The organism is Candidatus Cryosericum hinesii (genome assembly GCF_003570985.1).
GTDB lineage: Bacteria > Caldisericota > Caldisericia > Cryosericales > Cryosericaceae > Cryosericum > Cryosericum hinesii.
Window position 1 is genome coordinate 131,042 of record NZ_QXIW01000027.1, and the last position, 23,389, is coordinate 154,430.

A 23,389-nucleotide genomic window follows, 5' to 3' on the forward strand; every position below is an offset into this window, starting at 1 on the left:
CACGTGGAACAGTAACCGGAGGACCCCATGGATATTGCTGGCAAGCTTGATCCGACGCAACTTCTTCCTGTCGTACGGAAGTCAATGAATGACTTCGCTGCCGCACTGCCTGTCGGGGAGAGGCCAGTGATATGCACCGACACGTTCTGCGCTGGGCTGGTATCGTTTCTGACCTTGCTTGCCCAGACCAACGAAGTTATGAACTTGACGTCTGACGCCGATCCCGGACACCTGCTGGCGACACACATTCGTGACTCGCTTGCGCCTTTGCTTGTGGGTCTCGAGGCCCCACACTCGCTCCTTGACATCGGAACGGGGGGAGGCTTCCCCGCCGTTCCTCTTGCACTCGCCTGGCCGACCACGACGGTCACGATGTCCGAATCGATCGGCAAGAAGGCACATTTCCTGAAGAGCCTGGTGGGCGGCGTGCCCCTTCCCGGAACATGTGTTGTCCACGGACGTGTCGAAGACCACGCGAGCGCTCTGCCTGAACGAGCGTTCGACATGATCACTGCCAGAAGTGTCGCCCATATCGCGACTGTCCTCCAGTACGCTCTCCCTCTCCTTGCAAGCAACGGCAGACTAGTGCTGTGGAAAGGAGAAAAGGACCTCGCCGAACTCCAGGACCCACCATTCGTAGCTACGCTGCATCGCGTCCACTGTACGGCCACGGTTCTCGACTATACCCTGCCGGGTGTTGAACGCAATTCCAAGCTTGTCATACTGCAGGTGACCCCGACCCTCAGCGGCCGGTCGTCCAGGAGGAACGGCTCGTGAGAATCATCGCCATTGCCAACCAGAAGGGCGGTGTGGGCAAGACGACCACCGCACTGTCGCTCGCCGCATCACTCGCCGAGCTCAACCACCACGTCCTGCTCGTCGACTTCGACCCACAGGCTAATGCAACCACAGGCCTCGGCATAAACGCAGCGCAGCTCACATCCAACATTTACACGTGCCTGTTGTCCGGGGATCCGATCGAGAAGGTCATCCAGCCCAGCCACGAACGCAACCTCTCACTGGTCCCCTCGTCGATCAACCTGGCGGGCGCCGAGCTGGAACTGGCCGGCATGGACCGCCGCGAGTACGTTCTTCAGACCCGCTTGGCTTCCCTGGACGGGTCTTGGGATTATATCATCATCGACAGCCCTCCGTCGCTGGGCCTTCTGACTCTCAACACGCTGACAGCAGCCCACGAAGTCATCATCCCCATCCAGAGTGAGTACTACGCACTGGAAGGGCTGACGCACCTGCTACGGACGATCAGCCTGGTCAAGCAGCGCCTGAACCCAAACCTTGCCCTGCTGGGCATCCTGGTAACTATGTTCGACAAACGAACCATCCTGTCCGCACAGGTCAAGGATGAGCTCGTCAAGCACTTCGGAGAGACCGTCTTCACGGCCGTCATCCCCAGGAGCATACGCATGAGCGAAGCACCCAGCTATGGCAAGACCATCCTGGAATACGACACGCTTTCCACCGGTGCTGAAGCGTACCGGCAGCTCGCCAAGGAGGTAGAATCCCGTGAACAACAGTAAGCGTCTTGGGCGAGGGCTTGACGCACTCTTCGCCAACGAACCGGCGCAGTCCGCCTTGTTGAGTGACAGGGGAGTTCGGATGCTTCGCTCTGACCAGATCGTCGCTTCGCCGCTTCAGCCACGCCGCCGCTTCGATGAAACAGCGCTCGCAACATTAGGTGAGAGCATCCGCAAACACGGCATCCTCGAACCCATCATCGTGCGCCCACGAGACGATCGATTCGAGATCGTCGCTGGGGAACGCCGCTTCCAGGCTGCCGTTCAGCTTGGCCTGGAAGAAGTTCCGGTGACGATCCGCGACCTCGACGATCGTACAGCAATGGAGATCTCTCTCTCAGAGAACCTGGAACGCGAGGACCTGTCACCTATCGAAGTCGCCGTTTCCTTCAGCGACTACCTCACCAAGTTCGGGACGACCCAGGATGAGCTCGCACAGCGTCTCGGCAAGGACCGAAGCACTGTCGCCAACCTCATCCGCCTGCTGGACCTTCCGGAAGTCGCACGTACCGCCCTGGACAACAAGACCATCACCGCCGGACATGCCCGCGCACTCCTGCCACTCAAGGACCAGCGGCAGTTTGGTACGGTGCTGGCAGAGGTGATCCGCAAGCAGCTCTCGGTTCGCCAGACGGAAGCACTTGTCCGCCGCCTGCTGACGAAGAAGCCCCGTGCGGGTGCTGTGCATGACGAGGCACTGCGCAACATCCAGGAGACCATGCAGAAACTTCTGGCCACGCGCGTCAACATACGGGGACAGGTCAACAAGGGCGTCATCGAGATCAGCTACTTCAATCAGGAGGACCTCTTGCGCATCCTCGGGATCCTGAACTCGCAGGAAGACGTCACAGACAAGGCTGGCCCCGCAAACTGACCGCGCGACCACTGTCTGTGACAACGCCCCAGCTCACGCTGGGGCGTTCCAGTTTCAACAGCGAGAAGGCAGCTCAGGAGTAGAGTCTCTCCTCGGCCGCGCGGTAGTACTGGACGGCTCCCTTCTGCGCGTCGTCAGTTCATGTACCTGCGGCAGCGAAATCGAAGCCGTCTGCCTTGAGGTCCTCGATGAAGCGGTCGATCTCGGGGTCTACCGTCTCCAGTTGCACGTTTGGATAATTGAACATGGTGCCTCCGGGTGTCTCGTTGTAGAACGGGCGGTTGCATCCCGGACATCCATGTGTCACAAACACGAAATGCCTGTGCAGGAATGACCGCACCTGGACTTCATTGAGGCCGAGGCTATGGATGCTTTTTCGGGCATCATAGGCGACACAGAAATGCTCTTCTTCCTGCCAATCCAGCAACCCTAGTAGTAACTGAAGCTTGCGGTAGGACATCAGCGCCGGCGGGGTGCCGTGCTCCATACGGGTGCCGCGAACCGGGGTAAAGGCGAACAGCGACACCAGGACGCCTGCCCGGTGCAGATCGAGCATCAGTTCGGCTGCCTCCATCTCGTCCTCCCCCAGCCCAATAATTAGGTGTGTCGAGATACGGCCGGGATACTGCCTGACCAGCCCCTTGACCAGCGCTATCGAATCGGCCAGAGACCCACCCCGAAGCTGAGGATAGAGGCGCTCGGAGCAGCAGTCGATCGCAACCCCAATACGTTGCACGCCAGCAGCAAACAGCTGGTCTGCCTCTTCGAACGTGGTCACCCTGTACGACACGGAGATCGGAACGTCGCTTGCCTGGCGGATCCGCGGCACAAGCGCGAGCAGTTGCTCCAGCACTCCGCGTGAAGCCGTTGTCTGGAAACAGACCCTCTGGAATGCCCCAGGATGGGCGACAAGCGCATCAACCAGCTCTTCCTCGCCGACCTCAGGCCAGCTGATGCGTGAAAGCCGGCTGTGATCACCGATGGCACCGCGTCCCTGTCCACAGTAGGCACAGTCGCTGGAACACTGTCCCCCGACCATGAGGTATGCCGTAGTGGGCGACGCAGCCATCCGGATATCCCTCAGGCCCAGGACAACCAGCGTGCCAATGCTTGCCCGCAGACTCACGGGCTCACCTGCCTGCATTCGCGCGTCACTTGTAGAAAACACAGCATTCCTCCACCTGTTCCACATCCTCTGCGCTCGGCTTCACGCCGACGACGCCACGGAACTGGTACTGTCTCGACAGATGCTCCAACTGCTCACCATAACTGTCAACTCTGGGATACATGCAGCCCAGGACAAGGTCTGTCGCCGGAAGCTTCAGCCTCGCATAGGCGAACACCGACTCCACAGCATCGATCGGAACAACAGGAACGTTGCCGTAGACCGTCCCCTCCGTGGGGATGAGGACCAGAAAGACCAGCGACGCCGGCTGAAACGCGATCAGTGAATCGATCGCCGCATACTCTCCGACAACAACGCCACCCTTGAGACCGATCGTGAGGTGAAGGTTGACCCTCTGCTTCGCAGACGTCAGTTCTTCCGAACTACCCGCTGCCGAGAACGCATCCACCCAGCCCTGGGCTGCGTGCAGGTAGTCGGCACCAGACCGCTGTAGATGGTAGACGTCATGGATGGTCCCATCATCCCATACATAGTCGAGGGAAACCTTGTCGAAATAGGGTGACAACGCACGGACATCCGCGTCCGACTGCAGGCCAACGTGAGCATTGATGCGTATTCCCTGCTCATGGACCCATTCGATGAATGCCAGATGTTCCATCAGGGGCAGGCAACCGTGGGAATCACTTCCACCGGACAGAAGGATGCTCCGGTACTCTCCCGATTCCAACACGCGACGGGCTGCGGCAACAGGCACCATATGCTGGAGGTAGTGTCCGTTGCAGTGGTTGCAGTGCAATGCACATTCCTCGCCCGTGACGGACACGGAGAGTGTCCGCCTGGGGACGCAATTGAAGACCACGTCTCTCAGGTCTTCCGCCCTATCTGGGGCATGTCGTTGGCAATGACGAGGGAGATGCTGAGCTTGTCCGTAACCGCGATGGCCTGATACGCCTTGTTGATGGTGGAGAGAACCGTATCCATCTCGCCGTAGCAGCTCACCGCCATGTTTCCGACGACACAGCGAACGCCGGCTGCCTCCAATGCACTCTCGAATTCCTTGATTACCACCGCCGTTCTCAAACCATCGTATGGAAACAGGATTGCTTGGACCTCAACGTTCACGAAACAGCCTTCCTTTCCAGCCCCGGCAGGGGTGAACTACAGATTATCGAGATCGTCGAGAGAAGTGGACAGCACAGCGATGACCTCTGGATCCCAGCGTCCCTCGTCAGTCTCCTTATGAAGGATCTCCAGAGCCTGATCGCGCGTGAACGCCGGACGATATGTCCGGTCACTTATCAACGCCTCATAGCTGTCGGCCACACTGACGATACGAACAAACTGGGAGACCTGATCCCCCTTCAGACCATCAGGATACCCCGAACCGTCCATCTTTTCATGATGATGCCGGACGATATCGGCCACCTCGCCGAATCCATGGACGGGTTTGATAATCTTCTCCCCGTACTCGCTGTGTCGTTGCATCTCGGCCCACTCTGAGGGATCGAGTTTGCCCGGCTTGAAGAGGATCTCTCTGCGTATGACCAGCTTGCCAACATCGTGCAGCGAACCGGCCATCTCCAGGACCCATAGTCCGTGCCCGTGGACGCCCATTCTCTTGCCAAGGATGACACTGATACTTGCGACCTTCTGGTTGTGACGTGGCTCCGTGGCCTCAGCCAGTTCAATGGCGTTCGTGATGACGCCAACGACCTCGGACAACGCGAAGCGCTGTTTGGTCATGCCCCTCAGCCGCATCAGGGAACGCATGCGCACGCGCAGTTCTTCCCACGACACAGGTTTGTTGAGAAACTCGTCAGCACCGCTCTCAAACCCCTTGAGCTTGTCCACGAGTCCCGACAGCACCGTCAACATGATGACGGGCGTCGTGCCCAGACGCTCCGTCGCACGAATCTCCTTCACAACCTCGAACCCGTTGATGTCAGGCAGAAGCCCGTCCAGCAGAATGATGTCGAAGTTATCGGTAGCAGCCTGCTCTATGCCTTCACGACCCGTCCGAACCCACGTCACCTGGTACCCCCAGCTGCTCAGCTGCTCCGACAGCGCCACCCCATCGATTGCGCTGTCCTCGACGATAAGCACGGGCGCCTGATCGCCCTCTCCCTGACGTTCGCGCGAGAAGAAAACCAGCTCGACCCTGCGAATCATGTCGTCGTAGGTGATGGGTTTGACGACATAGTCGAACGCCCCCATCTGCATCGCTTTCATGACGTCGTCGTCCTTGCTGATGGCAGACACGACGATGATGGGGATGTTCTTGGTCGACAGGGCGGTGCGAAGAGTCTCGAGGACCGTCAGGCCAGTGATGTCCGGGAGGCGGAGATCCAGCAAAATAAGGCCGGGCTGTTCCTTGACAGCCAAGTCAATGCCTTCCCAGCCAGTGCTTGCGGTGACGGCTGCATAGCCCGCTCGTCGCAACATGTCTCCATACAGATGCAGGCTCTCGATGTCGTCATCGACTACCAAGACCTTTCGTTCCACCAGCGCACCCCCGGTTCTGTCCTTGTTCATCGCCCGCTTCCAACAAACGCGCGGAAACAAATCGGCAACTGCACTCCCAACAACGCTCTTATAGAGTATTATCTATGTATCCGGGCAAAAAGCAATTCCCGGCGCAAGGGCTGCAAGCTTTGGGAACACAGGAAGGCGGACCTCGGAGGTACCAATGCGCACCTTTATCGAAACGGACTTGCAGGGCACAACTCGACAGAATGGAGAGTTCAGGGAGCAGGCGACCACTACCTCTGCTGCCCGTTCAACCCTGGTCGTTCACTCGGCCTCCGGTCACTCGGGCAAGACAACGATCTGCCGATCGCTCGTACGGGACCTTCCTTTTGAGATATATATCAAGCTGTCGCGCCACAGCCTGCACCTCGCGACACACTCGCTGGCAGCTGGAACACTGCCTATCGAAGGAGGTGATACTGGACGCCTGAGTCAGTCGGAGCGCTCTCCATGGCTTCGGCCGTTGCGTGACATCATTCTCCTTGACGGACCTCATCAGGAGACAGAGGAGGCGGTGGCCACAGCCCTTCAGCAGTGGCCCCTGGAGACACGCGTCCTCATCGAAGGCAACTGCTCATCCGTCCCGGAAAGGTCGCGCTATATGTACGTCCTGCGCTGTCCCCTTCTGCAGAGTGCCAAGCCCAACATGGGCATCATGGCTGCCCGGGCAGACCTGCTCGTTGTGAACAGGTTTCCTGGCTGTACGCCGGCCGAAGAAGCCGGCCTCCTTGCACTCCTCAGAGACTGGAACCCGCACGCGAACCAGATCTCAGGATCCGTACAGGACGCGGTGTTCATCGAGACAGTCGAAGCGGCCGTCCTCGACCTTCTCCCGCTACTGCGCTCTGCTTGAAAATGCGCTCCCACATGGCACACTGTACTGTTGGTGTCTGCTGCCGATAGAATCAGGAACCAGGAGGTTTCCATGGAAGAAGTTGCACAGGAAGTCCGCGATGAACTGCTCAAGGCAGCAACCGATGGATTTATCGATTGCGGCAAAGCCATAGCCATCGCCCGCAAGCTGAACATCGACCCCAGAGTCGTGGGCAAGGCCTGCGACTTGCTGCACATACGGGTTCGCTCCTGTTCACTCGGCCTGTTCGACTAGCCAGTGCCGGCACTTATCGTCCTCGCCACTGCCACCGCAGTAGTGGCGGTCCTGCTGACGCCGTTTTCACTCCTCGTCAACTTTATGCCACTCCAAAGACTCGTACTTTTCATGGTCGGCACAACGGGAGGCACGGCGCCTCGCTTTGGTGTGGCTGAAGCCGCCCGCCGTGTGGCAGACCTGCTCAAATATCTTGCGTTCCGCAGACCTCTGCCGAACGACGCTTTCTACTCGCCCCTGGAGCTTGCACACATGGGCGACGTCCAGGCGATCTTCCAAGGTGTCTATCTGACAGCGCTTGTCTCATGTCTGCTGACAGTTGTCCTCATTATTCTCCTTCGCAGAAATGGGCGCGACGTTCGCCGTGTTGCCCAGGCAGCCGGCATCACCGTGCTCGCTCTCGTTGCCGCTCTGGGCACCATCTCGGTCACCATCGGTTTTGATGCACTGTTCATCGCCTTCCACGAGCTCGCCTTTTCGAACAACTTCTGGCTTCTCCCTGAAGACTCTGGACTCATCCGCCTGTTCCCCGAAAATTACTTCATGAGCTACTTCTTCATCGCACTCAGTGCGACCGTCGTTGTTGCCCTGATCCTCATGATTCTGTCACGCCGCAGGCGCACTCCCCGGCTTTAACCATCGCTCATTGCTGATATAATCCTTAGGTAAGCAGCCATGCACAGCCCCTGCTGTGTATAACAAAGGAGACACTCATGGAACAACGTGCTGAAATCGGGATCATCGGTGGTTCCGGATTCTACTCTCTGCTCGATAACGCTGAGAACATCAATGTCGAAACACCCTATGGAGCGCCATCGGACCTCATCTCACTTGGTGAGATCGCGGGCCGCAAGGTCGCGTTCCTGCCCCGCCACGGCAAGCACCACCAGCTGCCACCGCACATGATCAACTACCGTGCCAACATCTGGGCTCTCAAGTCTCTTGGTGTCCGGTACATCATCGCTCCTACCGCCGTCGGTTCACTGCAGCCGGACATTAAGGTGGGTGACCTCGTCATCACTGACCAGTTCATCGACCGGACACGCCGCGCCGATACGACGTTCTACAACGGGCCTGTCGTCACCCACGTCTCCACGGCCGATCCGTACTGTCCCGTCCTGAACAGGATCGCAGTCGCGACCATCAGGAGCCTGGACTTGCCGGTGCACGATGGAGGCACCTGTGTCGTCATCGAGGGACCACGGTTCTCCACCAAGGCCGAGAGCAACTGGTTCACCCGTATGGGCTGGCACACCGTCAACATGACACAGTATCCCGAGGTCGCCCTGGCCCGCGAGCAGGCGATGTGCTACTGCAATATCTCGGTCATCACGGACTATGACGCCGGGCTGGTCGCAGAGGGAGCAGTCGACCCCGTCAGCAACGAAGCGGTCATCAAGGCTTTCACAGCCAATCTCAAGAACCTTGTGACTATCATCGAGAAGATGATCCCACAGATCCCCGGCCCCGACGAAGACTGCACCTGCTTCCATGCCCTGGACGGCGCCAGCATCGGCTAACCCATGCTTCCAATCCGCGACGACACGCCATCCCGCACGTTTCCTCTGGTTACGTTCCTGCTAGTCCTAGCCAACGGTCTCGTGTGGCTGTGGGAAGTGTCTCTTGGCGGGGGAGCGGCCCTGAACCACTTCTACTACCAGTTCGGCTTTGTCCCCGGCGTCCTGACGGGGGGCTATAAGGCCCCATCATGGGCGATAGCCCCGTATTTCCTGACGATCCTGACATCGATGTTCATCCACGGCAGCTGGGGCCATATTCTGGGCAACATGCTGTTCCTGTGGATCTTTGGCAACAACATCGAGGATCATCTCGGCCACAGCAAATACCTGCTGTTCTATCTGGCAGGCGGCGTGGTAGCCGCTCTGGTCCAACTGCTTTCCGGACCCACCTCCCAGGTCCCTACCATCGGGGCGAGCGGTGCCATCGCCGCCGTCATGGGAGCGTACTTCTTCCTGTATCCCAAAGCCAAGATTCAGACCCTGGTCTTTTTCATTTTTATCACCATCGTGCGTCTGCCTGCCTGGATCTTCCTCGGCATCTGGTTCCTGATGCAGCTGTTCGAGGGTACGTTCGGTGCAGCTCAGGGAGTCGCTGTATGGGCGCACGTGGGAGGTTTCCTCTTTGGTGTTGTGATTGCGTGGATCAGCAGCAGACGAGGACGAACCCGCACAGAGTACGAGATCTAAGGGGGACACATGCACATCCTGGTTACCAATGACGATGGGTTGTGGGCGCAAGGGATCCAGGCTCTCGTCGCGGCCATCCCTGCGGAAAACAAGATATCAGTCGTCGCGCCTGCATCTCCCCAGAGTGCCAAAGGGCACTCCCTCACCATGCACAAACCTCTACGCATTACCAGCGTAGAAAACTATGTCCACCCCGGCGTCGACGCATGGTCGGTCTCGGGAACTCCCGTTGATTGCATGATGCTGGCCCTCGACATGCTGGTGAAAGAGAAGGTCGACATTGTCTTCTCCGGTATCAACCATGGTGATAATCTTGGCGACGACCTGCCCTACTCCGGTACAGTATCGGGCGCCTATGAGGCGTTTCTGTCCGGGTACCCCAGTGTAGCCTTCTCCACGGCATTCCCGCGGACGGGAAGCCCTGGATTCGATTTCAGCCCCATCACCTGGTTCCTGCAGAAGATGCTCCCTCTCATCCCGGAACTCATCGGGATCAACCAGCCTCTCACGAAGAGCTTCAGCCACGCTCTCAACGGGAGCCTGTTCCTCAATGTCAACGCGCCCAACTGTCCGGTTTCCGAGGTCAAGGGAATCCGGGTTGTCCCTCAGGGACGCCGCCGCTATGCGCATCGTGTCACCGCCAGCGTGGATCAGTTTGGAGCCCCCATCTACTGGATAGGGGGAGACATCCCGTCCATACCGCAGGAAGGAACCGATGTGACCGCCGTAGCCGACGGATACATCAGTATCACGCCCCTGGGCATCGACCTGACGGACTATGTTCTCCTGGAGCGGCTGCAGCAACTTGGCACGTTCGCCGGCCTCACGTCGGCCCCGCAGTAGACACATCGATAACTGGCACCACGAAGGAGGGCCACTTCATGGCACAGTTTACAATGCTCGACGGCGCCACCACCATTGGCGGCACCAAGCTTCTGTTCGAGGCAAGCACGTCTCCTGATGCGACGCGTCTGCTGTTCGATTTCGGGCTCAACTATGCCACCATGGGCGCATACTTCGAGGAATTCCTTACGCCGCGCACATCGGCGGGTCTCACCGACTACCTGACGACAGGGCTGCTGCCGAAGCTGCGATTCTATCGTTCCGACCTCACAGCACTCCTTCAGGAGATGCAGCCTGAACTGGCCAGACAGCTGGCGGATCCCCACCACATCAACGCCTGCTTCATTACACACGCACATGTCGACCACACTGGGTCGATATCGTTTCTGGACGAGACCATCCCGCTGTATGCCACACCGGTTACGGCCGCCGTTCTGCGGGCCGTTGAGGAGACACAGTTCAGCTCCGGTCCAGAGAACGGCGTGACCGATTTCATCCTGCGCCCCAACCTGGGCGCCAACAAACACGGCCAGCACAGCATTGTCGACCTGGCCGGGCCCATGCAGTTTCCCGACTGCCAGGTGACACCCTTTCCGGTCGACCACAGTATCCCCGGCGCATGCGCCTATCTCATCGAGTATGACGGAGGGAAGCTGGTGTACACGGGGGACCTCCGGTTCCACGGCCGCATGGGTCATGTCACGGAGAGCAGCATTGAGGGTCTCGCCGCAGCCCACCCTGATGCCGTCCTGATCGAAGGGACCAACCTTCGTTCGAATGAAGGCTCGTCAGATCATGACACGGCATTCCGCCGCCGCTTCGCGTTCTGGTCCGAGCAGGGCGTCGAGGCGAAAGCACTCGAGGAGATTCATGGGGCCTCGGGGCTGGTCATGGCAGACTTCGGTATGAAAGACTTGGACCGCCTCATGACCTTTCAGCGCGTCGCCCATGCCACAGGACGCAGGCTGGCCATCCTCCCACGTGACGCCTACATCGTCCGGCTGGCGCAGGAAGCCGGCTATCCCACCATCGACCTGGCAGATCCGGAGCTCGTCCTGTACGTCAAGCGCGCAGGCAGCGGTACCTATGACAAGGGCGACATCAAACAGGACTGGGCCCGGTCGACCCTTCTGCGGTTCGCCGGCAGCGACCCAGACTCCGTGGATCCAAAGGATCGGCGTGACGCTGTAGTGGACGTCCTGAACGGGTCATGTCCACGTATCGTCAGGGCCGCCGAGGTTGTTGCACATCAGTCGGACTATCTGCTTTCGCTGGGCTACTGGGACGTTCAGGAGCTGTGTGACCTGCACCCCTCACGAGGTTCCCTGTACATCCACTCCTCGGCGGAAGCATTCAACGAAGAGATGTCATGGAGTCAGGAGCGTCTCGCCCGCTGGCTGGACCTCACCGGCATGGACTCCGTGCATATCCACGCCTCAGGGCATGCTCCGCAGGAAGACCTCTTTCGCATCGTCGAGCGGCTTGCTCCCACGCATGTCTACCCCATTCATACGGAACATCCGGAACGGTATGCTGAGCAATTCGGGAGCCTGGTGACACTTCTTGCTAACGGTCAGATGGCCCCGCTCCACAGTTGAGCTTCGGCTAGAGGCTCATCACGGGAGCAATTGATATCATGGTGTAACGTGATACTATGAAATAGTAAAGCAATTGCGGGGGAACTCTTCGGAGTTGAGAAGGTTAAAACCTGACCCTTTGAACCTGTCAGTTCACACTGTCGTAGGGAAGCGAATTAACGTGATAAAAGGCCCCGCTGAACTTGGCAGGTGCCTTTTTTGTTATGTAAGGAGAGAGCCATGAAAAAAGTTCTGACTATCGCTGGTTCGGATTGCAGTGGCGGCGCCGGTATCCAGGCCGATCTCAAAACCTTCGCAGCTCATGGCGTTTACGGCATGAGCGTGATTGTCTCGGTGGTTGCGGAGAATACGTTTCGTGTCATAGACATGCAGGATATCATCCCCGAACTGATCGAAAAGCAGATCGACGCGGTTTTTGAAGATATCGGAGTGGATGCTGTGAAGGTGGGCATGCTGTCGCACTCTTGCTGCATGGAAGCTGTAGAGCGCAAGCTCAGGGAATACAGACCGCAGCATATCGTGATCGACCCCGTGATGGTTGCCAAAAATGGCTGTCCCCTCATGGACCCGAATGCCGTCGACACGCTTATTCACATCATACTCCCGCTCGCAGATGTCCTTACTCCCAATATCCCGGAGGCCGAAAAAATCGCGGGATTTCAGATAACCTCCGCCGGAGATATGGAGCGAGCGGCAAAGTGCATTTATGAGCTGGGAGCAAAAAATGTCCTGGTCAAGGGCGGCCATGCCACCGGCGACGCACTGGACATCCTGTACGACGGCGAAAGGTTCTATCACTTCAGCGCAGAACGCATCAACACCAAAAACACGCACGGCACCGGATGCACGTATTCCTCTGCAATTGCTTCTAACCTTGCGCTGGGTCTTCCGTTGGAAGAGGCAGTGAAACGGGCAAAAGAGTATACTACAACAGCGATTCGGCATTCGCTTGCCATAGGAAAAGGCTGTGGGCCGACCCACCATTTTTACGACCTTTACAAAGCAGCGGGCATTTCCGATGCATAACAACAAAAAACTCGGCACGTTCAGCCTTTTCAACCTCTGGGCAGGAGCAGCCATTTCGCTTGCAGAAATCATGACTGGCGGCTTGTTCGCGCCATTAGGGCTGCTCAGGGGGATACTCCTGATCCTGGCGGGGCATCTCATCGGCTGCCTGCTCCTGTCGCTGACTGGCCTGATCGGATTTCGGGAGAAGAAGCCCGCACTGATCGCCAGCCGCATGGCATTTGGCCGATACGGCTCCTACCTGATTTCTGCGGCTAACATTATCCAGCTGATAGGATGGACAGCAATTATGCTCATCCAGTGCGCCAATTCGATCAGTGCCATCACATCAAAACTTGCCGGCTTCACGGGCTTCGCGTTGTTTGTGGTGATCGTTGGTGCCATTGTCGCGGTTTGGGTTTTTGTTGTCGATAAGGGTGGCAATGCCCTCAACAGCGCTGCAGTCATTCTACTTTTTGTGCTTTGCCTGCTGATCCTGGGACTAGTGATCGGCGGTCGGGGCATGGTTTCGTCGCCGGGCACGAGGAGCGCCGCCACAACGCTTTCGGTCGGCGCAGCACTGGAAATGAGTATCGTTATGCCGCTGACCTGGCTGCCGATAATTTCGGACTACACCATGTGGGCAAACAGTGCAAAAGCAAGTTTCTGGGGGAGTTTTTCTGGTTATTTCATAGCCAGTTCCTTTATGTACATTACCGGGCTTACTGCTGTCCTGTTTACCGGATCGTCCGATATTGCTACTATCATCCTGCATCTGAGCATCGGCGTCGCTGGACTGCTTGTGGTGGTGCTCTCGACGGTAACGACGACCTATCTGGACGTTTATTCGGCAGTCATGTCTATCCTGAACATCGCTCCGAAGATATCAAAGAGGCTGCTGATTCTTCTGATATCGGCGTTGGGAACGTTGATAGCACTGTTTTTCCCCATGGAGCAGTATGAAAATTTCCTGTACGCGATCGGCTCGATTTTTGCACCGGCCTTTGCAGTGGTGCTTCTCGACTATTTTGTTTTTCGCGCTGACCGTTCGACAACCACCTTCAACGTCCCTGGCATTCTTTCAGCCGTTATAGGTACAGCAACCTATTATTTCTTTATGAAGCTGGATCTTCCTGCTGGATCGACAGTGCCGTCGATGCTATTGACGGCAGTGGTCTACATCGTTTTTCGGAGCGTGTTGAAGGATCGAAACGCACAAAAATGTTAACAATTCAGACCAGGAGCGTGAACATGATTCAGGACATCGTAGAAAATCTCAGAGCCGTCCGCGAAAAAAAACCGCTGGTCCACCATATCACCAACTATGTGACGGTCAACGACTGTGCGAACATCGTGCTTGCCATCGGTGCTTCCCCGATCATGGCAGACGACATTGACGAGGTGGAAGCCATTACTGCTATTTCTTCGGCGCTGGTGTTGAATATCGGGACATTGAACAGCAGGACGGCGGCATCAATGTTTGCTGCCGGGAAAAAAGCCAACGAACTCAACATCCCTGTCATTCTCGACCCCGTGGGCGCAGGTGCATCAGAGCTACGGAACCGGACGATCGAAAGACTGTTGAAAGAAATAAACATAGCCGTTTTGCGCGGGAACATGTCCGAGATCCGTTTTGTTGCGGGGCTCCAAGTCACCACAAGGGGCGTTGACGCCTCTGAAGCCGACCAGAAAAGCGAAAAGGAAATCGGGCGGAACACTGCGGAGAAAGTGGCAAAACAGTTCGGTTGCGTAGCGGCGATCACGGGCGCAACGGATATCGTATCGGACGGAAAACGTACGGTTTACATCGAAAACGGGACAAATCTGCTTTCCAGTGTGACAGGAACGGGATGCATGTGTACCTCCTTGGTGGGCGCTTTTTGTGGAGCTGCTACCGACTTCCTCATCGCAGCGACAGGAGGCATCCTCTCCATGGGCATTGCGGGCGAGCTTGCAGCAGAAAGCGCCGGCGACAAGGGAAATGGCAGCTTTCACGTGGCCATCGTTGATGAAATCAGCAAACTGAACGCCGAAACCCTTGTGAAGAGAGCGAAAATCCATGAAGCCTGAGATCGATTACAGCCTCTACCTTGTAACAGACCGCGATCTGATGAGCACGCCAACGCTGGAACAGGCAGTCGAACAAGCAATAGAAGGCGGGAGCACACTTATTCAGCTGCGGGAGAAAACAGCCTCCTCGCTGGAGTTTTATCAAATGGCGGTAACCATCAAACGACTGACCGACAGCCACCATATTCCGCTGATCATCAACGACCGGGTCGACATAGCCCTGGCGGTCGACACCACTGGTGTGCATATCGGGCAAAGTGATCTGCCAGCCGGGATCGTCCGCCAGATCATCGGGAAGATCAAGATCCTTGGCGTTTCCGTCTCTTCTGTAGCCGAAGCCGTGAAGGCGAAAAAGGACGGCGCGGATTATCTTGGCGTCGGTGCCATGTTCGCCACAGGGACAAAAACCGATGCTGAACTAGTGACAATAAACGAATTAAGGGGCATAAGATCCGCCGTATCTTTGCCGATCGTTGTCATCGGCGGGATCAACCTCACGACCATACCGTCCTTCGCGAACACGGGGATCGATGGGATCGCTGTCGTTTCCGCGCTGATTGCCGCGAAGGACATTACCGAGGCGGCAAAACAGTTAAAAGCATCGTTTTCACGGACAAAAGGAGAGGAGGATGCTTGATTTTAGAGCGGCGATCTTTGACTTGGACGGGACACTGATCGATTCCATGGGAGTATGGGAGGATATCGACATCGATTTTCTGGCAAAACGCCATTTATCCGTACCAGAGGGATATATCAGTGAAATTTCCGCAAAGAGTTTTAAAGAAGCTGCAGAATATACGATCTCCCTCTTTGGCCTAAAAGAGAGGGCAGAAGATATCATCAAAGAATTGAACCAGATGGCCATTGACGAATACGGTCATCATGTCCCATTAAAACCTTATGCAAAAGAATATCTCCTCTTTTTAAAGAGACAGGGGATCAAACTTGGCGTAGCTACCGCGTTGCCAAAGGTACTTTATGAGCCTGTATTGAAAAACAATGGCATTTATGTCTTGTTCGACGCGTTTGCTTCCACTGATGAAGTTGTCCACGGGAAAGGAAGCCCTGATATTTATCTGCTGGCAGCCAAAAAATTGGGTGTTCCCCCTTGTGACTGTATTGCCTTTGAAGATGTCTTGGCCGGTATTCAGGGGGTCGTATCAGCGGGCATGCGCGCATACGGCATATATGACAGATATTCAGAGCATGAGCAGGCGCAGATCCAAAAGTTATCAAAACAGTATATTTATAGCTTTGCAGAAGTGCTTCCCTAACAGCGCCTCCAGAGCCGGTGAGAAATCGGCTGGCCTTTTAGGCCAACCGATGTGCATAGGCATTGAGAAAATAGCCACCTCCACAGTTGAAGCAGTGCTTCGCTTCTTGTGGCGATTTCCTCACACTCTCTGTAACGAAATCAGGCATAGTTGCGTATATACAGATGTATATGACAAGTAAACACCTGTTACAGGTGAGGAGGCACGATATGATCGACGAGAATGGTTTCATCAAGCCAGATGCTGAAGAGACTGAATATCCGGACACATCAAACACCGTGGAGGGCTACGTCCCCCCCGAGACTCCCCCGACGACTTTTTCTCAATCCGAGGGGCACTTCCCCCCGACGGTTCAGGGGTATAGCACCCCTTCGCCCCAGCCTCAACCCGCCCGGCGTTCGAATTCCGGCCGCGTGTTCCTGGTATGGGGACTCATCATCGGCTTGCTGCTCGGCAGCGTCCTGGGTGGAATTCTGGGCAACTATGTCGTCATGTCCAACCCGGGGACGTTCCCCTGGGCACGCACGGTATCGGCTACGTACCCAGTAGGTACATCCGGTTCCGGCACGACTATCGTTACGACCGAAGAACAGGCCATCGAGAACGCTGTCAAGATCGCTTCCCCTGCCGTGGTCCAGATCAACATCACCTCGGTCAGCCAGAACCCGTTCGGCTTCTCGTCCGGAACGCAGGAAGGCCTCGGCTCAGGCTTCATCATCACTTCTGACGGTTACGTGCTGACCAACAACCACGTCGTGGAGAATGCCACCAAAATCACCGTCATGCTCAAAGACGGCCGTGAGTTCAGCGGAAAAGTCGTGGGCACGGACACCACCAGCGACGTCGCCGTGGTGAAGATCAGCGGAACCAACCTCCCAACGGTACAGCTCGGCGATTCGTCCACGCTTGCCGTTGGCCAAAAGGTCATTGCCATCGGCAACCCCTACGGCCTGAGCCAGACGGTCACGACCGGCGTTATCTCGGCCCTCGAGCGAAACGTTCAGGCGTCAGCGACTGAGAACCTCGTCGGTGTTGTTCAAACTGATGCGGCCATCAACCCCGGCAACTCAGGAGGACCCCTGGTCGACCTGTCCGGCCGCGTCGTCGGCATGAACACGATGATCTACCAGGACGCACAAGGCCTCGGATTCTCGGTCTCCATCAATACAGCAAAAAAGGTGTATAACGCCATCATCAAGGATGGCAAGATCACGTGGCCGGCTCTGGGTATCCAGGGAGCCACGCTCACGACCTCTATTGCTCAGCAGTACAACGTCAAGGCCTCCCAGGGCGTCTACATCGTCCAGATCACGTCCGGGTCCGGTGCAGAGGCTGCTGGGCTCAAGGCCGGGGATGTTATCACCACGATCGACGACAAATCGATGACCACGATCGACGAAGTCCTGAGCTACATTCGTTCCAAGAACGTCGGTGACACGGTCCAGGTCGTCGCTGACCGGGGCGGCACGACCAAGACGTTCTCCGTGGTCCTGAAAGCTCTCGGCTAGTAGACTCCAGTACTTGCTCAGCCTTGAAGGAGAGACCCCGGCACATTGTGCCGGGGTCTTCTCATGTCGTGCCCATCTTGTCAACAATAAAAAGGGGGCAATCCTGTACATGGATGCAGGTGAGTGCATCCGAATCTGCCGAGACGGAGGAATGGATGACAACGACACAGAACCTCAGGGCATGGGCTCATGAGTGACACGACACATCTGGTACGACCCGACCTTCATGTCGCACTCGACTGTCCTGTAGACTGGACCGTCATGGAACTGGACGAACAGGCAGGGCTGCGGGCATCCAATCCCACGGACCCACGTGTCGCCTTGCAGGTCACGTACGACGAGTCCAGCTCGCCGCTGGACGAAGTGTCTGAGCGTCTCCGCAACGGCTTGCCGGAAGACGCCTTGCGTGAACCGGGAACGCTGAGAAAGGGAAGGGTCGATGCAGACGGCCAAGCACACCCTGACGGTCCGCCTGTGGAAGCGCTGACATTCTCTGCGCGCGATGGCTCGTTCGTCTATCGGGTTCTGGTCGCAGAGGACGCAGGACACCGATGGACCGTTCGTCTCGAGACACTCCAGCGCAAGGAGTGGTGGCAGGAGAGCCGGACGCTGGAAACGATGCTCGCCAGTCTACTCTTGCTGTAGAAGAACCTACGTTGCAGGTGACTCTTCGATGCTCTGCAACTCCTTGAGGTGTCCGAGAACCAGCCTTGCCGTCGCGATGTTAGTGGCGAGGGGGACGTTATTGACATCACAGATCTTGAGCACGGCGTTGATGTCCGGCTCATGAGGATGTGCGGTCAGAGGGTCCCTGAGGAAGACGACTGCCTTGATTTCGTCGGAGGCGATCATCGAACCAATCTGGAGGTCCCCTCCTTTCTCTCCCGAATTCACCTTGGTGACGTGAAGGCCGGTCAATTCTCCGATGAGGCCACCTGTGCTCTTTGTGGCAACCAGCTCCTCCTGAGCCAGCATCTCCTGGAAATCCCTGCACAGTGCGATCATCTCGGGCTTCTTGCGGTCATGCGCGATCAATGCAACTTTTGTTCTCATGTGTCCATTCTACCATACAAGAGTGTGAATCAACAAGGCTGTTTTCAGGCGTCCTTCGCAGTTCAGGTTATCCACAGGATGTTGTGAATATCTGTGGAACACAATTCCGGATAAGTCTCAACTATAATATTGATGCCGGGTTCTCGTTGCACAGCAGTCCACAGGCCCCTATGGAACCTGCGATGACGTCAAACCCTCTGTGGACAACGCGTCTGCATCTCGAAAAGTTATCCACAGTGCCTGTGGATAGTGTCAGTACTTCCTTGACGTCGCCCGGTTCGTCCGGCGTTTCTGCTGTTCCTGGTGTCGCCAGATGTCCCAGCGCAGCCAGGCCTCGTAGGCATGCAGAAACGAAAGTCGCAGGGCAGGGTTTTGAATGACCTGCACTGCTTTTTCGGCTCTCGCTTCCTGCTCCGGAGACAGCTGAATCGTGGCAGCCAGAGAGTCCGGGTCCTCCGGGGCAACAGAAGACGTGATCTGCGGCCGATGGATGCGGATCTCGTGGACGTTGTCGAGGCCAAAGGACAGATCTGTGACGAGCTTGCCACCCATGTGAGCATTCAAGCGTTCTATAATGAGAATTTTCTGCTCAGACAAGACCTGCATGATGGATGAATTGGCACAGAGAATCGTCAGCGTTCCATTTTTGAATTGGGCCGGATGAGAGTTACCGGCGATGTACGCGCCGATGGTACGCTCACTCCACAGAGACTGGACCGCGGGCCAGACCTCTCCCAGTGACTGAACCTTGATGCCCTTGTCGAGGCGACCGGTACGCCGCATCTCGTCGATAACCTCTCCGATGCGCTCCATACTGTTATCGTTTCTTCTCACAGCCGTACGGACGTAGCGTTCAGTCCGCCTCCAAGACGCGCAACATCAAAGGTTGTGATAAAGACCTGTTCGAACCTCGCCAGGAGATGAACCAGCCGATCAAGGTTCGGCATGTCGATATCGCCTTCCAGATCGTCCAGCAGGAGCACCGGGTATTCTCCCGTGACCATCCGTATATATTCGGCACCTGCAAAGATAAGCAGCAGTGCCACCAGCTTCGCTTCGCCCAGTGACGCCGAGTCCCGCAACTGCTTTTTTCCTCGGAGCAGGACAAAATCGTCGAGGTGACACCCGGCCAGACACGCATGCCGCGCCAGTTCCTGGCCCCGGATAGCACGGATGGATTCGGCGGAAATGGGCCGGGGATCATAGAGAATAGACACATCCGCTAGCGGTTCAAACAACCCGTCGGCAATCAGGCGTGTCATCGCCAGACCCACGGCGGCGAGAGCCGATCGCCTCTTTGCACAAATGGTGGTTGTCAGAGCAACGATCTGCTCGTCGAACAGATCCAGCAGGGGCGCGTCGACGACGCCAGAGCCCGACTGCCGCAGCAGGGCGTTCTTGCGTGTCATGACGGTCGAGTATGCAGAGAGTGCTTCCAGGTAGGTGCGATCACACGACGCGATCAGGAGATTGATATATTGGCGTCTCACCGAGGGCATGCCCTTGACCAGAAACAGCGAACTGAAGTTGAACTGGGCCACGCGAAGCCCACCGATAAGACGGATAAACCCATGATAGACAGTACCGTCGATACGAAGTTCCTTGCGCCCCTCCGTCGTGAACATGGCCTGCACCGCATGACTGACCGACCCCCCGGCGACCGGGTCACGCGTCCGATACCTGCCGCCGACGACAAAATAGGATTCCCCGTCCCTAATAAGCTCTGCATTTGTCAGACTCAGGCATGATTTTCCAGAGGCCAGAAAATGCACGGCGTCGAGGAGCGTCGTCTTGCCGGCGCCGTTGCTGCCTTCGACAGCAGTAATGGGTGCAGTGATGTCGATACGCTGTTCAGCCAGCGCCCTGAATCCCTGTACCCAAAGCGATTCTAGATACATTGCCTTCCGAGGGGGCGACTACTCCATCTGCTTGTGTGGCATGACAAGGTACAGGAAATCTTCCTTCCCCTGGTCCTTGATAACCACCGGATGAACAGCACTATTCATATGCAGTTCCGCATTCTCGGTACCGACGGAGGAAATGCCGTCCAGGAGTTTTGTTCCAAAGAACGAAACAGAAAGACCACCGGCTTCTCCCTCATAACCCAGCTCATCACTGGCATTGCCCTGATCCTGGGCCGTGCCCTGAACAGTCAACCGCCCTTCCTTGAATGAAAGTGTGATGACATCTGTCCCGCCAAAAACGACGGCACCGACCCGGCGCAATGCGTCCAGCAGTTCTGACTTCTTGACATTCACGGTATATTCCCACTCACGAGGCACGATGTCGTTGTAGTTGGGAAACTCGGCGCCAATGAGAAGAGAGATAATCTGCGTATCACCAGACGAAAACAGACACTCGTCTTCGGTAATAACACAATGAACGTCACCCGCCGGCTTGAACGATTCGAAAACCTTTGTTGGAACAATCGCCCGCAGCGGTTCACGCTTGAAGTCAAACTGGACATATCCGAGGCGCCGTGAATCCGTCGCGACAAATCGGAAATAGTCTTTTGTCTGCTCAAGCAGGATTCCCTGAAACTCGAGGCGACGTTTCTCATTATGTTCTACACAGGGAAGAACACGGTCGATGGCACTGGAATATTCATTCAGGCTGAACTGATACTCCCTACCTTCCTTGATCTCCGGGATGCTTGGAAATGTATCCATCTGATAGCATGCCAGATCATAGTGCGCCTTGCCGGATGATATCTGGAGTTTCTTGTCGTCTCCTTCAATCATGAGTTCGCCAGACAAGGCTGAAACAATATCTTTTAAAAACTTGAAGGGAACCAGGGCGCGTCCAGCTTCTGTGACTTCAGCCGGTTCGGCATTTACCAGATATGTCGTCAGGTCAGTGCTCGTCAATTGAAGCGTCGTGCCGTCCGCAGAAAGGAGGACAGCATCCGACGTGAAGGTCGAGCTTTTCTGCTGGATGACCTTGGCGTGCTGTGCCAGTTTCTTGCTCAAACCTTCAGCTTTTGTCGTGAGTTTCATCCTTCCTCCTTTTAGTATGAAAAAACTCTCTTAATCATAATCATCAATATAAGGCGCTTGGTAGTGTTGGTATGTTCTGTGGAGATAGTTGCAAGGCTTTCGGCGCCTGTGGACACAGCTGTGGATAACTTGTGCGGGTTATCAACACTGTGCACATCCGGAACAGTTGGGATAACTCTCCACAGGTTACACACCTCTCTTCAACTGCTTTACCAAGCTGTCGAGCAGTGCTCTCAGTGTGTCGTCGTTCTTCAATTCCTGCTGGATTTTCTGACAGGCGTAGATGACCGTCGTGTGGTCGCGCCCGCCGAACTTCTCGCCAATATACGGCAGAGAGGCTTCGGTCAGGTCCCGGCTCAGATACATGGCAATCTGCCTCGGCATCGCGATATCCTGACTGCGTCTCTTGGCCTGGAGGTCGGCAACCGAGATGTGAAAGTAGGACGAGACGGACTGCATGATGGCGTCGATGGTGATTGGCTTGTTGATAACCGGGATGATATCCTTGAGTGTCTCCTCGGTGAAAGGGAGAGTGACCTCCTCGTTGGTGAGCGAAGCTGTTGCAAGGACGCGCATGAGTGCGCCTTCGAGCTCGCGGATGTTGCTCCCGATGTTTGCGGCGATGTACTCCAGCACTTCCGGTGGAACGTCGATCTTGTCCAGCTCAGCCTTCTTCTTGAGGATGGCAACCTTGGTCTCGTAGTCGGGGCGGCTGATGTCCGCGATGAGGCCCCACTCGAAGCGCGAGGTGAGGCGTTCCTCCAGGGTGGCGATCTCCTTGGGCAGGACGTCGGAGGTGATGACGATCTGTTTGTGGGCGTCGTACAACGCGTTGAAGATGTGGAAGAACTCCTCCTGCGTGCGTTCCTTGCCTGCCAGAAACTGGATGTCGTCGATGAGCAGGATGTCTGCCCCGCGTGTTTCTTTGTGGAAGTTCTCGATGACGGAGTTGTTGTTCCGTGCATTCTGGATGGAACTGACCACCTCGTTCGTAAACTTTTCGCCGGTCGTGTAGACGATCTTCTTGTCCGGGGCCTGTGTCAGGATCTGATGTGCAATACCCTGGAGAAGGTGGGTCTTGCCCAACCCGACTCCGCCATAGATGTAGAGAGGATTGTAGACGTTGCCCGGGTTGCCTGCAACGGCGTTGGATGCCGCGAAGGCAAGGCGGTTCCCTGCGCCGACGACGAAGTTCTCGAAGTTGTAGCGCCTGTTAAGGATCAACGTATTGTTGTGCTGGAGCATGCCGGGTTCGGTCGGAATCTCTTCTGGTGGCTGTTGCACAACTTCCACCGCGATGGTGGTCGGTTTACCTTTGATCGCGTCGATCGTTTCCTTGATAACGTCATAGTACCTGCTGACAATCCAGTCCCTCGCAAACTCGCTGGGGACGCCAATAGTGAGCGAAGCGTCGTCTTCATGGAGCGTTGTCGCATTCTTGAACCACATCTCGAACGTCGGGCGCGCGAGTTGTTTACTGAAGATGTCGAGCAGGTGCTGCCAGGAATCCGACCGTTGTTCTTCCATTTTCTGCTCCCTTTGCTCTCGCGCTAAGTGACCAAGCCATGACCAGAGAAAAACCAAGCCACGGCGTGGGCCGTACATACGCATACACCAGCGCAACAGCCCCGTCTTTGTGACGGAACACCGGAGTGTTGTCAGGCCA

The 23,389-nt window shown here is 56.5% G+C and carries 26 protein-coding genes and 1 riboswitch; of the genes, 17 read left to right on the forward strand and 9 right to left on the reverse strand.

Translation table 11 applies throughout. The features are described from left to right. The first annotated feature begins 27 nt into the window (after nt 1-27). From rsmG to SMC3_RS05570, 3 genes are read left to right on the forward strand one after another with little or no spacing between them, the layout of a single operon-like run. On the forward strand, nt 28-777 hold the full coding sequence (gene rsmG / locus SMC3_RS05560) for a 16S rRNA (guanine(527)-N(7))-methyltransferase RsmG (protein ID WP_119089919.1): 750 nt from the start codon (nt 28-30) through the stop codon (nt 775-777). After that, entirely contained in the window at nt 774-1,538 is a 765-nt protein-coding gene (locus tag SMC3_RS05565) for a ParA family protein (protein ID WP_119087781.1), read from the forward strand. The genes rsmG and SMC3_RS05565 overlap by 4 nt, the downstream gene beginning before the upstream one ends. Next, on the forward strand, nt 1,525-2,409 hold the full coding sequence (locus SMC3_RS05570; protein WP_119087782.1) for a ParB/RepB/Spo0J family partition protein: 885 nt from the start codon (nt 1,525-1,527) through the stop codon (nt 2,407-2,409). Before SMC3_RS05565 ends, SMC3_RS05570 begins: the two co-directional genes overlap by 14 nt. A gap of 139 nt (nt 2,410-2,548) precedes the next feature. Here SMC3_RS05570 and SMC3_RS05575 read toward each other — a convergent pair whose 3' ends face one another. The 4 genes from SMC3_RS05575 to SMC3_RS05590 form a co-directional block, all read right to left on the reverse strand. Further along, a complete protein-coding gene (locus SMC3_RS05575; RefSeq protein WP_126850795.1) occupies nt 2,549-3,577 on the reverse strand; it encodes a radical SAM protein in 1,029 nt (342 codons plus the stop codon). After that, nucleotides 3,561-4,193, reverse strand: coding sequence for a hypothetical protein (locus tag SMC3_RS05580; RefSeq protein ID WP_126859304.1), 633 nt, complete (start codon nt 4,191-4,193; stop codon nt 3,561-3,563). The genes SMC3_RS05575 and SMC3_RS05580 overlap by 17 nt, the downstream gene beginning before the upstream one ends. Before the next feature lie 206 nt (nt 4,194-4,399). Next, nucleotides 4,400-4,657, reverse strand: coding sequence for a hypothetical protein (locus SMC3_RS05585; protein WP_119086022.1), 258 nt, complete (start codon nt 4,655-4,657; stop codon nt 4,400-4,402). A gap of 36 nt (nt 4,658-4,693) precedes the next feature. Then, nucleotides 4,694-6,067, reverse strand: coding sequence for a response regulator (locus tag SMC3_RS05590; protein ID WP_119087785.1), 1,374 nt, complete (start codon nt 6,065-6,067; stop codon nt 4,694-4,696). Between the two features lie 154 nt (nt 6,068-6,221). Between SMC3_RS05590 and SMC3_RS05595 the strand changes: the two genes are divergently transcribed. The 14 genes from SMC3_RS05595 (at nt 6,222) to SMC3_RS05660 (ending at nt 18,319) form a co-directional block, all read left to right on the forward strand. Then, on the forward strand, nt 6,222-6,914 hold the full coding sequence (locus SMC3_RS05595) for a hypothetical protein (RefSeq protein ID WP_119087786.1): 693 nt from the start codon (nt 6,222-6,224) through the stop codon (nt 6,912-6,914). Between the two features lie 72 nt (nt 6,915-6,986). Beyond that, nucleotides 6,987-7,169, forward strand: a complete 183-nt coding sequence (locus tag SMC3_RS05600) for a hypothetical protein (protein ID WP_119086025.1) — start codon at nt 6,987-6,989, stop codon at nt 7,167-7,169. 3 nt (nt 7,170-7,172) lie between these two features. Next, nucleotides 7,173-7,805 carry a TIGR01906 family membrane protein gene (locus SMC3_RS05605; protein WP_119087787.1) on the forward strand — a complete coding sequence of 211 codons (633 nt, stop codon included), beginning with the start codon at nt 7,173-7,175 and terminating at the stop codon, nt 7,803-7,805. Nucleotides 7,806-7,882: 77 nt separating this feature from the next. Continuing rightward, nucleotides 7,883-8,689: an S-methyl-5'-thioadenosine phosphorylase gene (locus SMC3_RS05610; protein WP_119087788.1), complete on the forward strand. Its 807-nt coding sequence runs from the start codon at nt 7,883-7,885 to the stop codon at nt 8,687-8,689. Nucleotides 8,690-8,692: 3 nt separating this feature from the next. Then, a complete protein-coding gene (locus tag SMC3_RS05615) occupies nt 8,693-9,376 on the forward strand; it encodes a rhomboid family intramembrane serine protease (RefSeq protein ID WP_119087789.1) in 684 nt (227 codons plus the stop codon). Nucleotides 9,377-9,385: 9 nt separating this feature from the next. Then, nucleotides 9,386-10,219, forward strand: a complete 834-nt coding sequence (surE, locus tag SMC3_RS05620; RefSeq protein ID WP_119087790.1) for a 5'/3'-nucleotidase SurE — start codon at nt 9,386-9,388, stop codon at nt 10,217-10,219. A 38-nt stretch (nt 10,220-10,257) separates the two neighbouring features. Continuing rightward, nucleotides 10,258-11,817, forward strand: coding sequence for an MBL fold metallo-hydrolase (locus tag SMC3_RS05625; protein WP_119087791.1), 1,560 nt, complete (start codon nt 10,258-10,260; stop codon nt 11,815-11,817). Between the two features lie 67 nt (nt 11,818-11,884). Then, nucleotides 11,885-11,984, forward strand: a riboswitch (TPP riboswitch). 52 nt (nt 11,985-12,036) lie between these two features. Then, nucleotides 12,037-12,843, forward strand: coding sequence for a bifunctional hydroxymethylpyrimidine kinase/phosphomethylpyrimidine kinase (gene thiD, locus SMC3_RS05630; protein ID WP_119087792.1), 807 nt, complete (start codon nt 12,037-12,039; stop codon nt 12,841-12,843). After that, the gene (gene cytX / locus SMC3_RS05635) at nt 12,836-14,050 is read left to right on the forward strand and encodes a putative hydroxymethylpyrimidine transporter CytX (protein WP_119087793.1); all 1,215 of its coding nucleotides are present in this window, start codon (nt 12,836-12,838) and stop codon (nt 14,048-14,050) included. Before thiD ends, cytX begins: the two co-directional genes overlap by 8 nt. A 23-nt stretch (nt 14,051-14,073) precedes the next feature. Next, nucleotides 14,074-14,892 (forward strand): hydroxyethylthiazole kinase, encoded by an 819-nt coding sequence (gene thiM, locus SMC3_RS05640; RefSeq protein ID WP_119087794.1) that lies wholly within the window; start codon nt 14,074-14,076, stop codon nt 14,890-14,892. After that, a complete protein-coding gene (thiE, locus tag SMC3_RS05645; protein WP_119087795.1) occupies nt 14,882-15,529 on the forward strand; it encodes a thiamine phosphate synthase in 648 nt (215 codons plus the stop codon). Before thiM ends, thiE begins: the two co-directional genes overlap by 11 nt. After that, complete coding sequence (locus SMC3_RS05650; RefSeq protein WP_119087796.1) at nt 15,522-16,166, forward strand: HAD family hydrolase; 645 nt, start codon at nt 15,522-15,524, stop codon at nt 16,164-16,166. The genes thiE and SMC3_RS05650 overlap by 8 nt, the downstream gene beginning before the upstream one ends. 209 nt (nt 16,167-16,375) lie before the next feature. Continuing rightward, nucleotides 16,376-17,674: a S1C family serine protease gene (locus SMC3_RS05655; RefSeq protein ID WP_165846610.1), complete on the forward strand. Its 1,299-nt coding sequence runs from the start codon at nt 16,376-16,378 to the stop codon at nt 17,672-17,674. A 189-nt stretch (nt 17,675-17,863) separates the two neighbouring features. Beyond that, on the forward strand, nt 17,864-18,319 hold the full coding sequence (locus tag SMC3_RS05660; protein WP_119087798.1) for a hypothetical protein: 456 nt from the start codon (nt 17,864-17,866) through the stop codon (nt 18,317-18,319). Between the two features lie 6 nt (nt 18,320-18,325). Here SMC3_RS05660 and SMC3_RS05665 read toward each other — a convergent pair whose 3' ends face one another. From SMC3_RS05665 to dnaA, 5 genes are all read right to left on the reverse strand, one after another. Beyond that, nucleotides 18,326-18,727 (reverse strand): methylglyoxal synthase, encoded by a 402-nt coding sequence (locus tag SMC3_RS05665; protein WP_119087799.1) that lies wholly within the window; start codon nt 18,725-18,727, stop codon nt 18,326-18,328. A gap of 252 nt (nt 18,728-18,979) precedes the next feature. Further along, a complete protein-coding gene (locus SMC3_RS05670; protein ID WP_126851557.1) occupies nt 18,980-19,540 on the reverse strand; it encodes a DUF721 domain-containing protein in 561 nt (186 codons plus the stop codon). A 17-nt stretch (nt 19,541-19,557) separates the two neighbouring features. Next, entirely contained in the window at nt 19,558-20,625 is a 1,068-nt protein-coding gene (gene recF / locus SMC3_RS05675) for a DNA replication/repair protein RecF (protein ID WP_119087801.1), read from the reverse strand. An 18-nt stretch (nt 20,626-20,643) separates the two neighbouring features. Continuing rightward, the gene (dnaN, locus tag SMC3_RS05680) at nt 20,644-21,723 is read right to left on the reverse strand and encodes a DNA polymerase III subunit beta (RefSeq protein WP_119087802.1); all 1,080 of its coding nucleotides are present in this window, start codon (nt 21,721-21,723) and stop codon (nt 20,644-20,646) included. A 186-nt stretch (nt 21,724-21,909) separates the two neighbouring features. Next, nucleotides 21,910-23,250 carry a chromosomal replication initiator protein DnaA gene (gene dnaA, locus SMC3_RS05685; RefSeq protein ID WP_119089922.1) on the reverse strand — a complete coding sequence of 447 codons (1,341 nt, stop codon included), beginning with the start codon at nt 23,248-23,250 and terminating at the stop codon, nt 21,910-21,912. Between the last annotated feature and the right edge of the window lie 139 nt (nt 23,251-23,389).

Bases quoted from the DNA above. Each gene is read 5' to 3' on its own strand.
- rsmG (WP_119089919.1), top strand. From the start codon at position 28: ATGGATATTGCTGGCAAGCTTGATCCGACGCAACTTCTTCCTGTCGTA.
- SMC3_RS05580 (WP_126859304.1), bottom strand. From the start codon at position 4,193: ATGGAACATCTGGCATTCATCGAATGGGTCCATGAGCAGGGAATACGC.
- SMC3_RS05590 (WP_119087785.1), bottom strand. From the start codon at position 6,067: ATGAACAAGGACAGAACCGGGGGTGCGCTGGTGGAACGAAAGGTCTTG.
- SMC3_RS05595 (WP_119087786.1), top strand. From the start codon at position 6,222: ATGCGCACCTTTATCGAAACGGACTTGCAGGGCACAACTCGACAGAAT.
- SMC3_RS05600 (WP_119086025.1), top strand. From the start codon at position 6,987: ATGGAAGAAGTTGCACAGGAAGTCCGCGATGAACTGCTCAAGGCAGCA.
- SMC3_RS05610 (WP_119087788.1), top strand. From the start codon at position 7,883: ATGGAACAACGTGCTGAAATCGGGATCATCGGTGGTTCCGGATTCTAC.
- SMC3_RS05615 (WP_119087789.1), top strand. From the start codon at position 8,693: ATGCTTCCAATCCGCGACGACACGCCATCCCGCACGTTTCCTCTGGTT.
- surE (WP_119087790.1), top strand. From the start codon at position 9,386: ATGCACATCCTGGTTACCAATGACGATGGGTTGTGGGCGCAAGGGATC.
- SMC3_RS05625 (WP_119087791.1), top strand. From the start codon at position 10,258: ATGGCACAGTTTACAATGCTCGACGGCGCCACCACCATTGGCGGCACC.
- thiD (WP_119087792.1), top strand. From the start codon at position 12,037: ATGAAAAAAGTTCTGACTATCGCTGGTTCGGATTGCAGTGGCGGCGCC.
- cytX (WP_119087793.1), top strand. From the start codon at position 12,836: ATGCATAACAACAAAAAACTCGGCACGTTCAGCCTTTTCAACCTCTGG.
- thiM (WP_119087794.1), top strand. From the start codon at position 14,074: ATGATTCAGGACATCGTAGAAAATCTCAGAGCCGTCCGCGAAAAAAAA.
- thiE (WP_119087795.1), top strand. From the start codon at position 14,882: ATGAAGCCTGAGATCGATTACAGCCTCTACCTTGTAACAGACCGCGAT.
- SMC3_RS05650 (WP_119087796.1), top strand. From the start codon at position 15,522: ATGCTTGATTTTAGAGCGGCGATCTTTGACTTGGACGGGACACTGATC.
- SMC3_RS05655 (WP_165846610.1), top strand. From the start codon at position 16,376: ATGATCGACGAGAATGGTTTCATCAAGCCAGATGCTGAAGAGACTGAA.
- SMC3_RS05660 (WP_119087798.1), top strand. From the start codon at position 17,864: ATGAGTGACACGACACATCTGGTACGACCCGACCTTCATGTCGCACTC.
- SMC3_RS05665 (WP_119087799.1), bottom strand. From the start codon at position 18,727: ATGAGAACAAAAGTTGCATTGATCGCGCATGACCGCAAGAAGCCCGAG.
- SMC3_RS05670 (WP_126851557.1), bottom strand. From the start codon at position 19,540: ATGGAGCGCATCGGAGAGGTTATCGACGAGATGCGGCGTACCGGTCGC.
- recF (WP_119087801.1), bottom strand. From the start codon at position 20,625: ATGTATCTAGAATCGCTTTGGGTACAGGGATTCAGGGCGCTGGCTGAA.
- dnaN (WP_119087802.1), bottom strand. From the start codon at position 21,723: ATGAAACTCACGACAAAAGCTGAAGGTTTGAGCAAGAAACTGGCACAG.
- dnaA (WP_119089922.1), bottom strand. From the start codon at position 23,250: ATGGAAGAACAACGGTCGGATTCCTGGCAGCACCTGCTCGACATCTTC.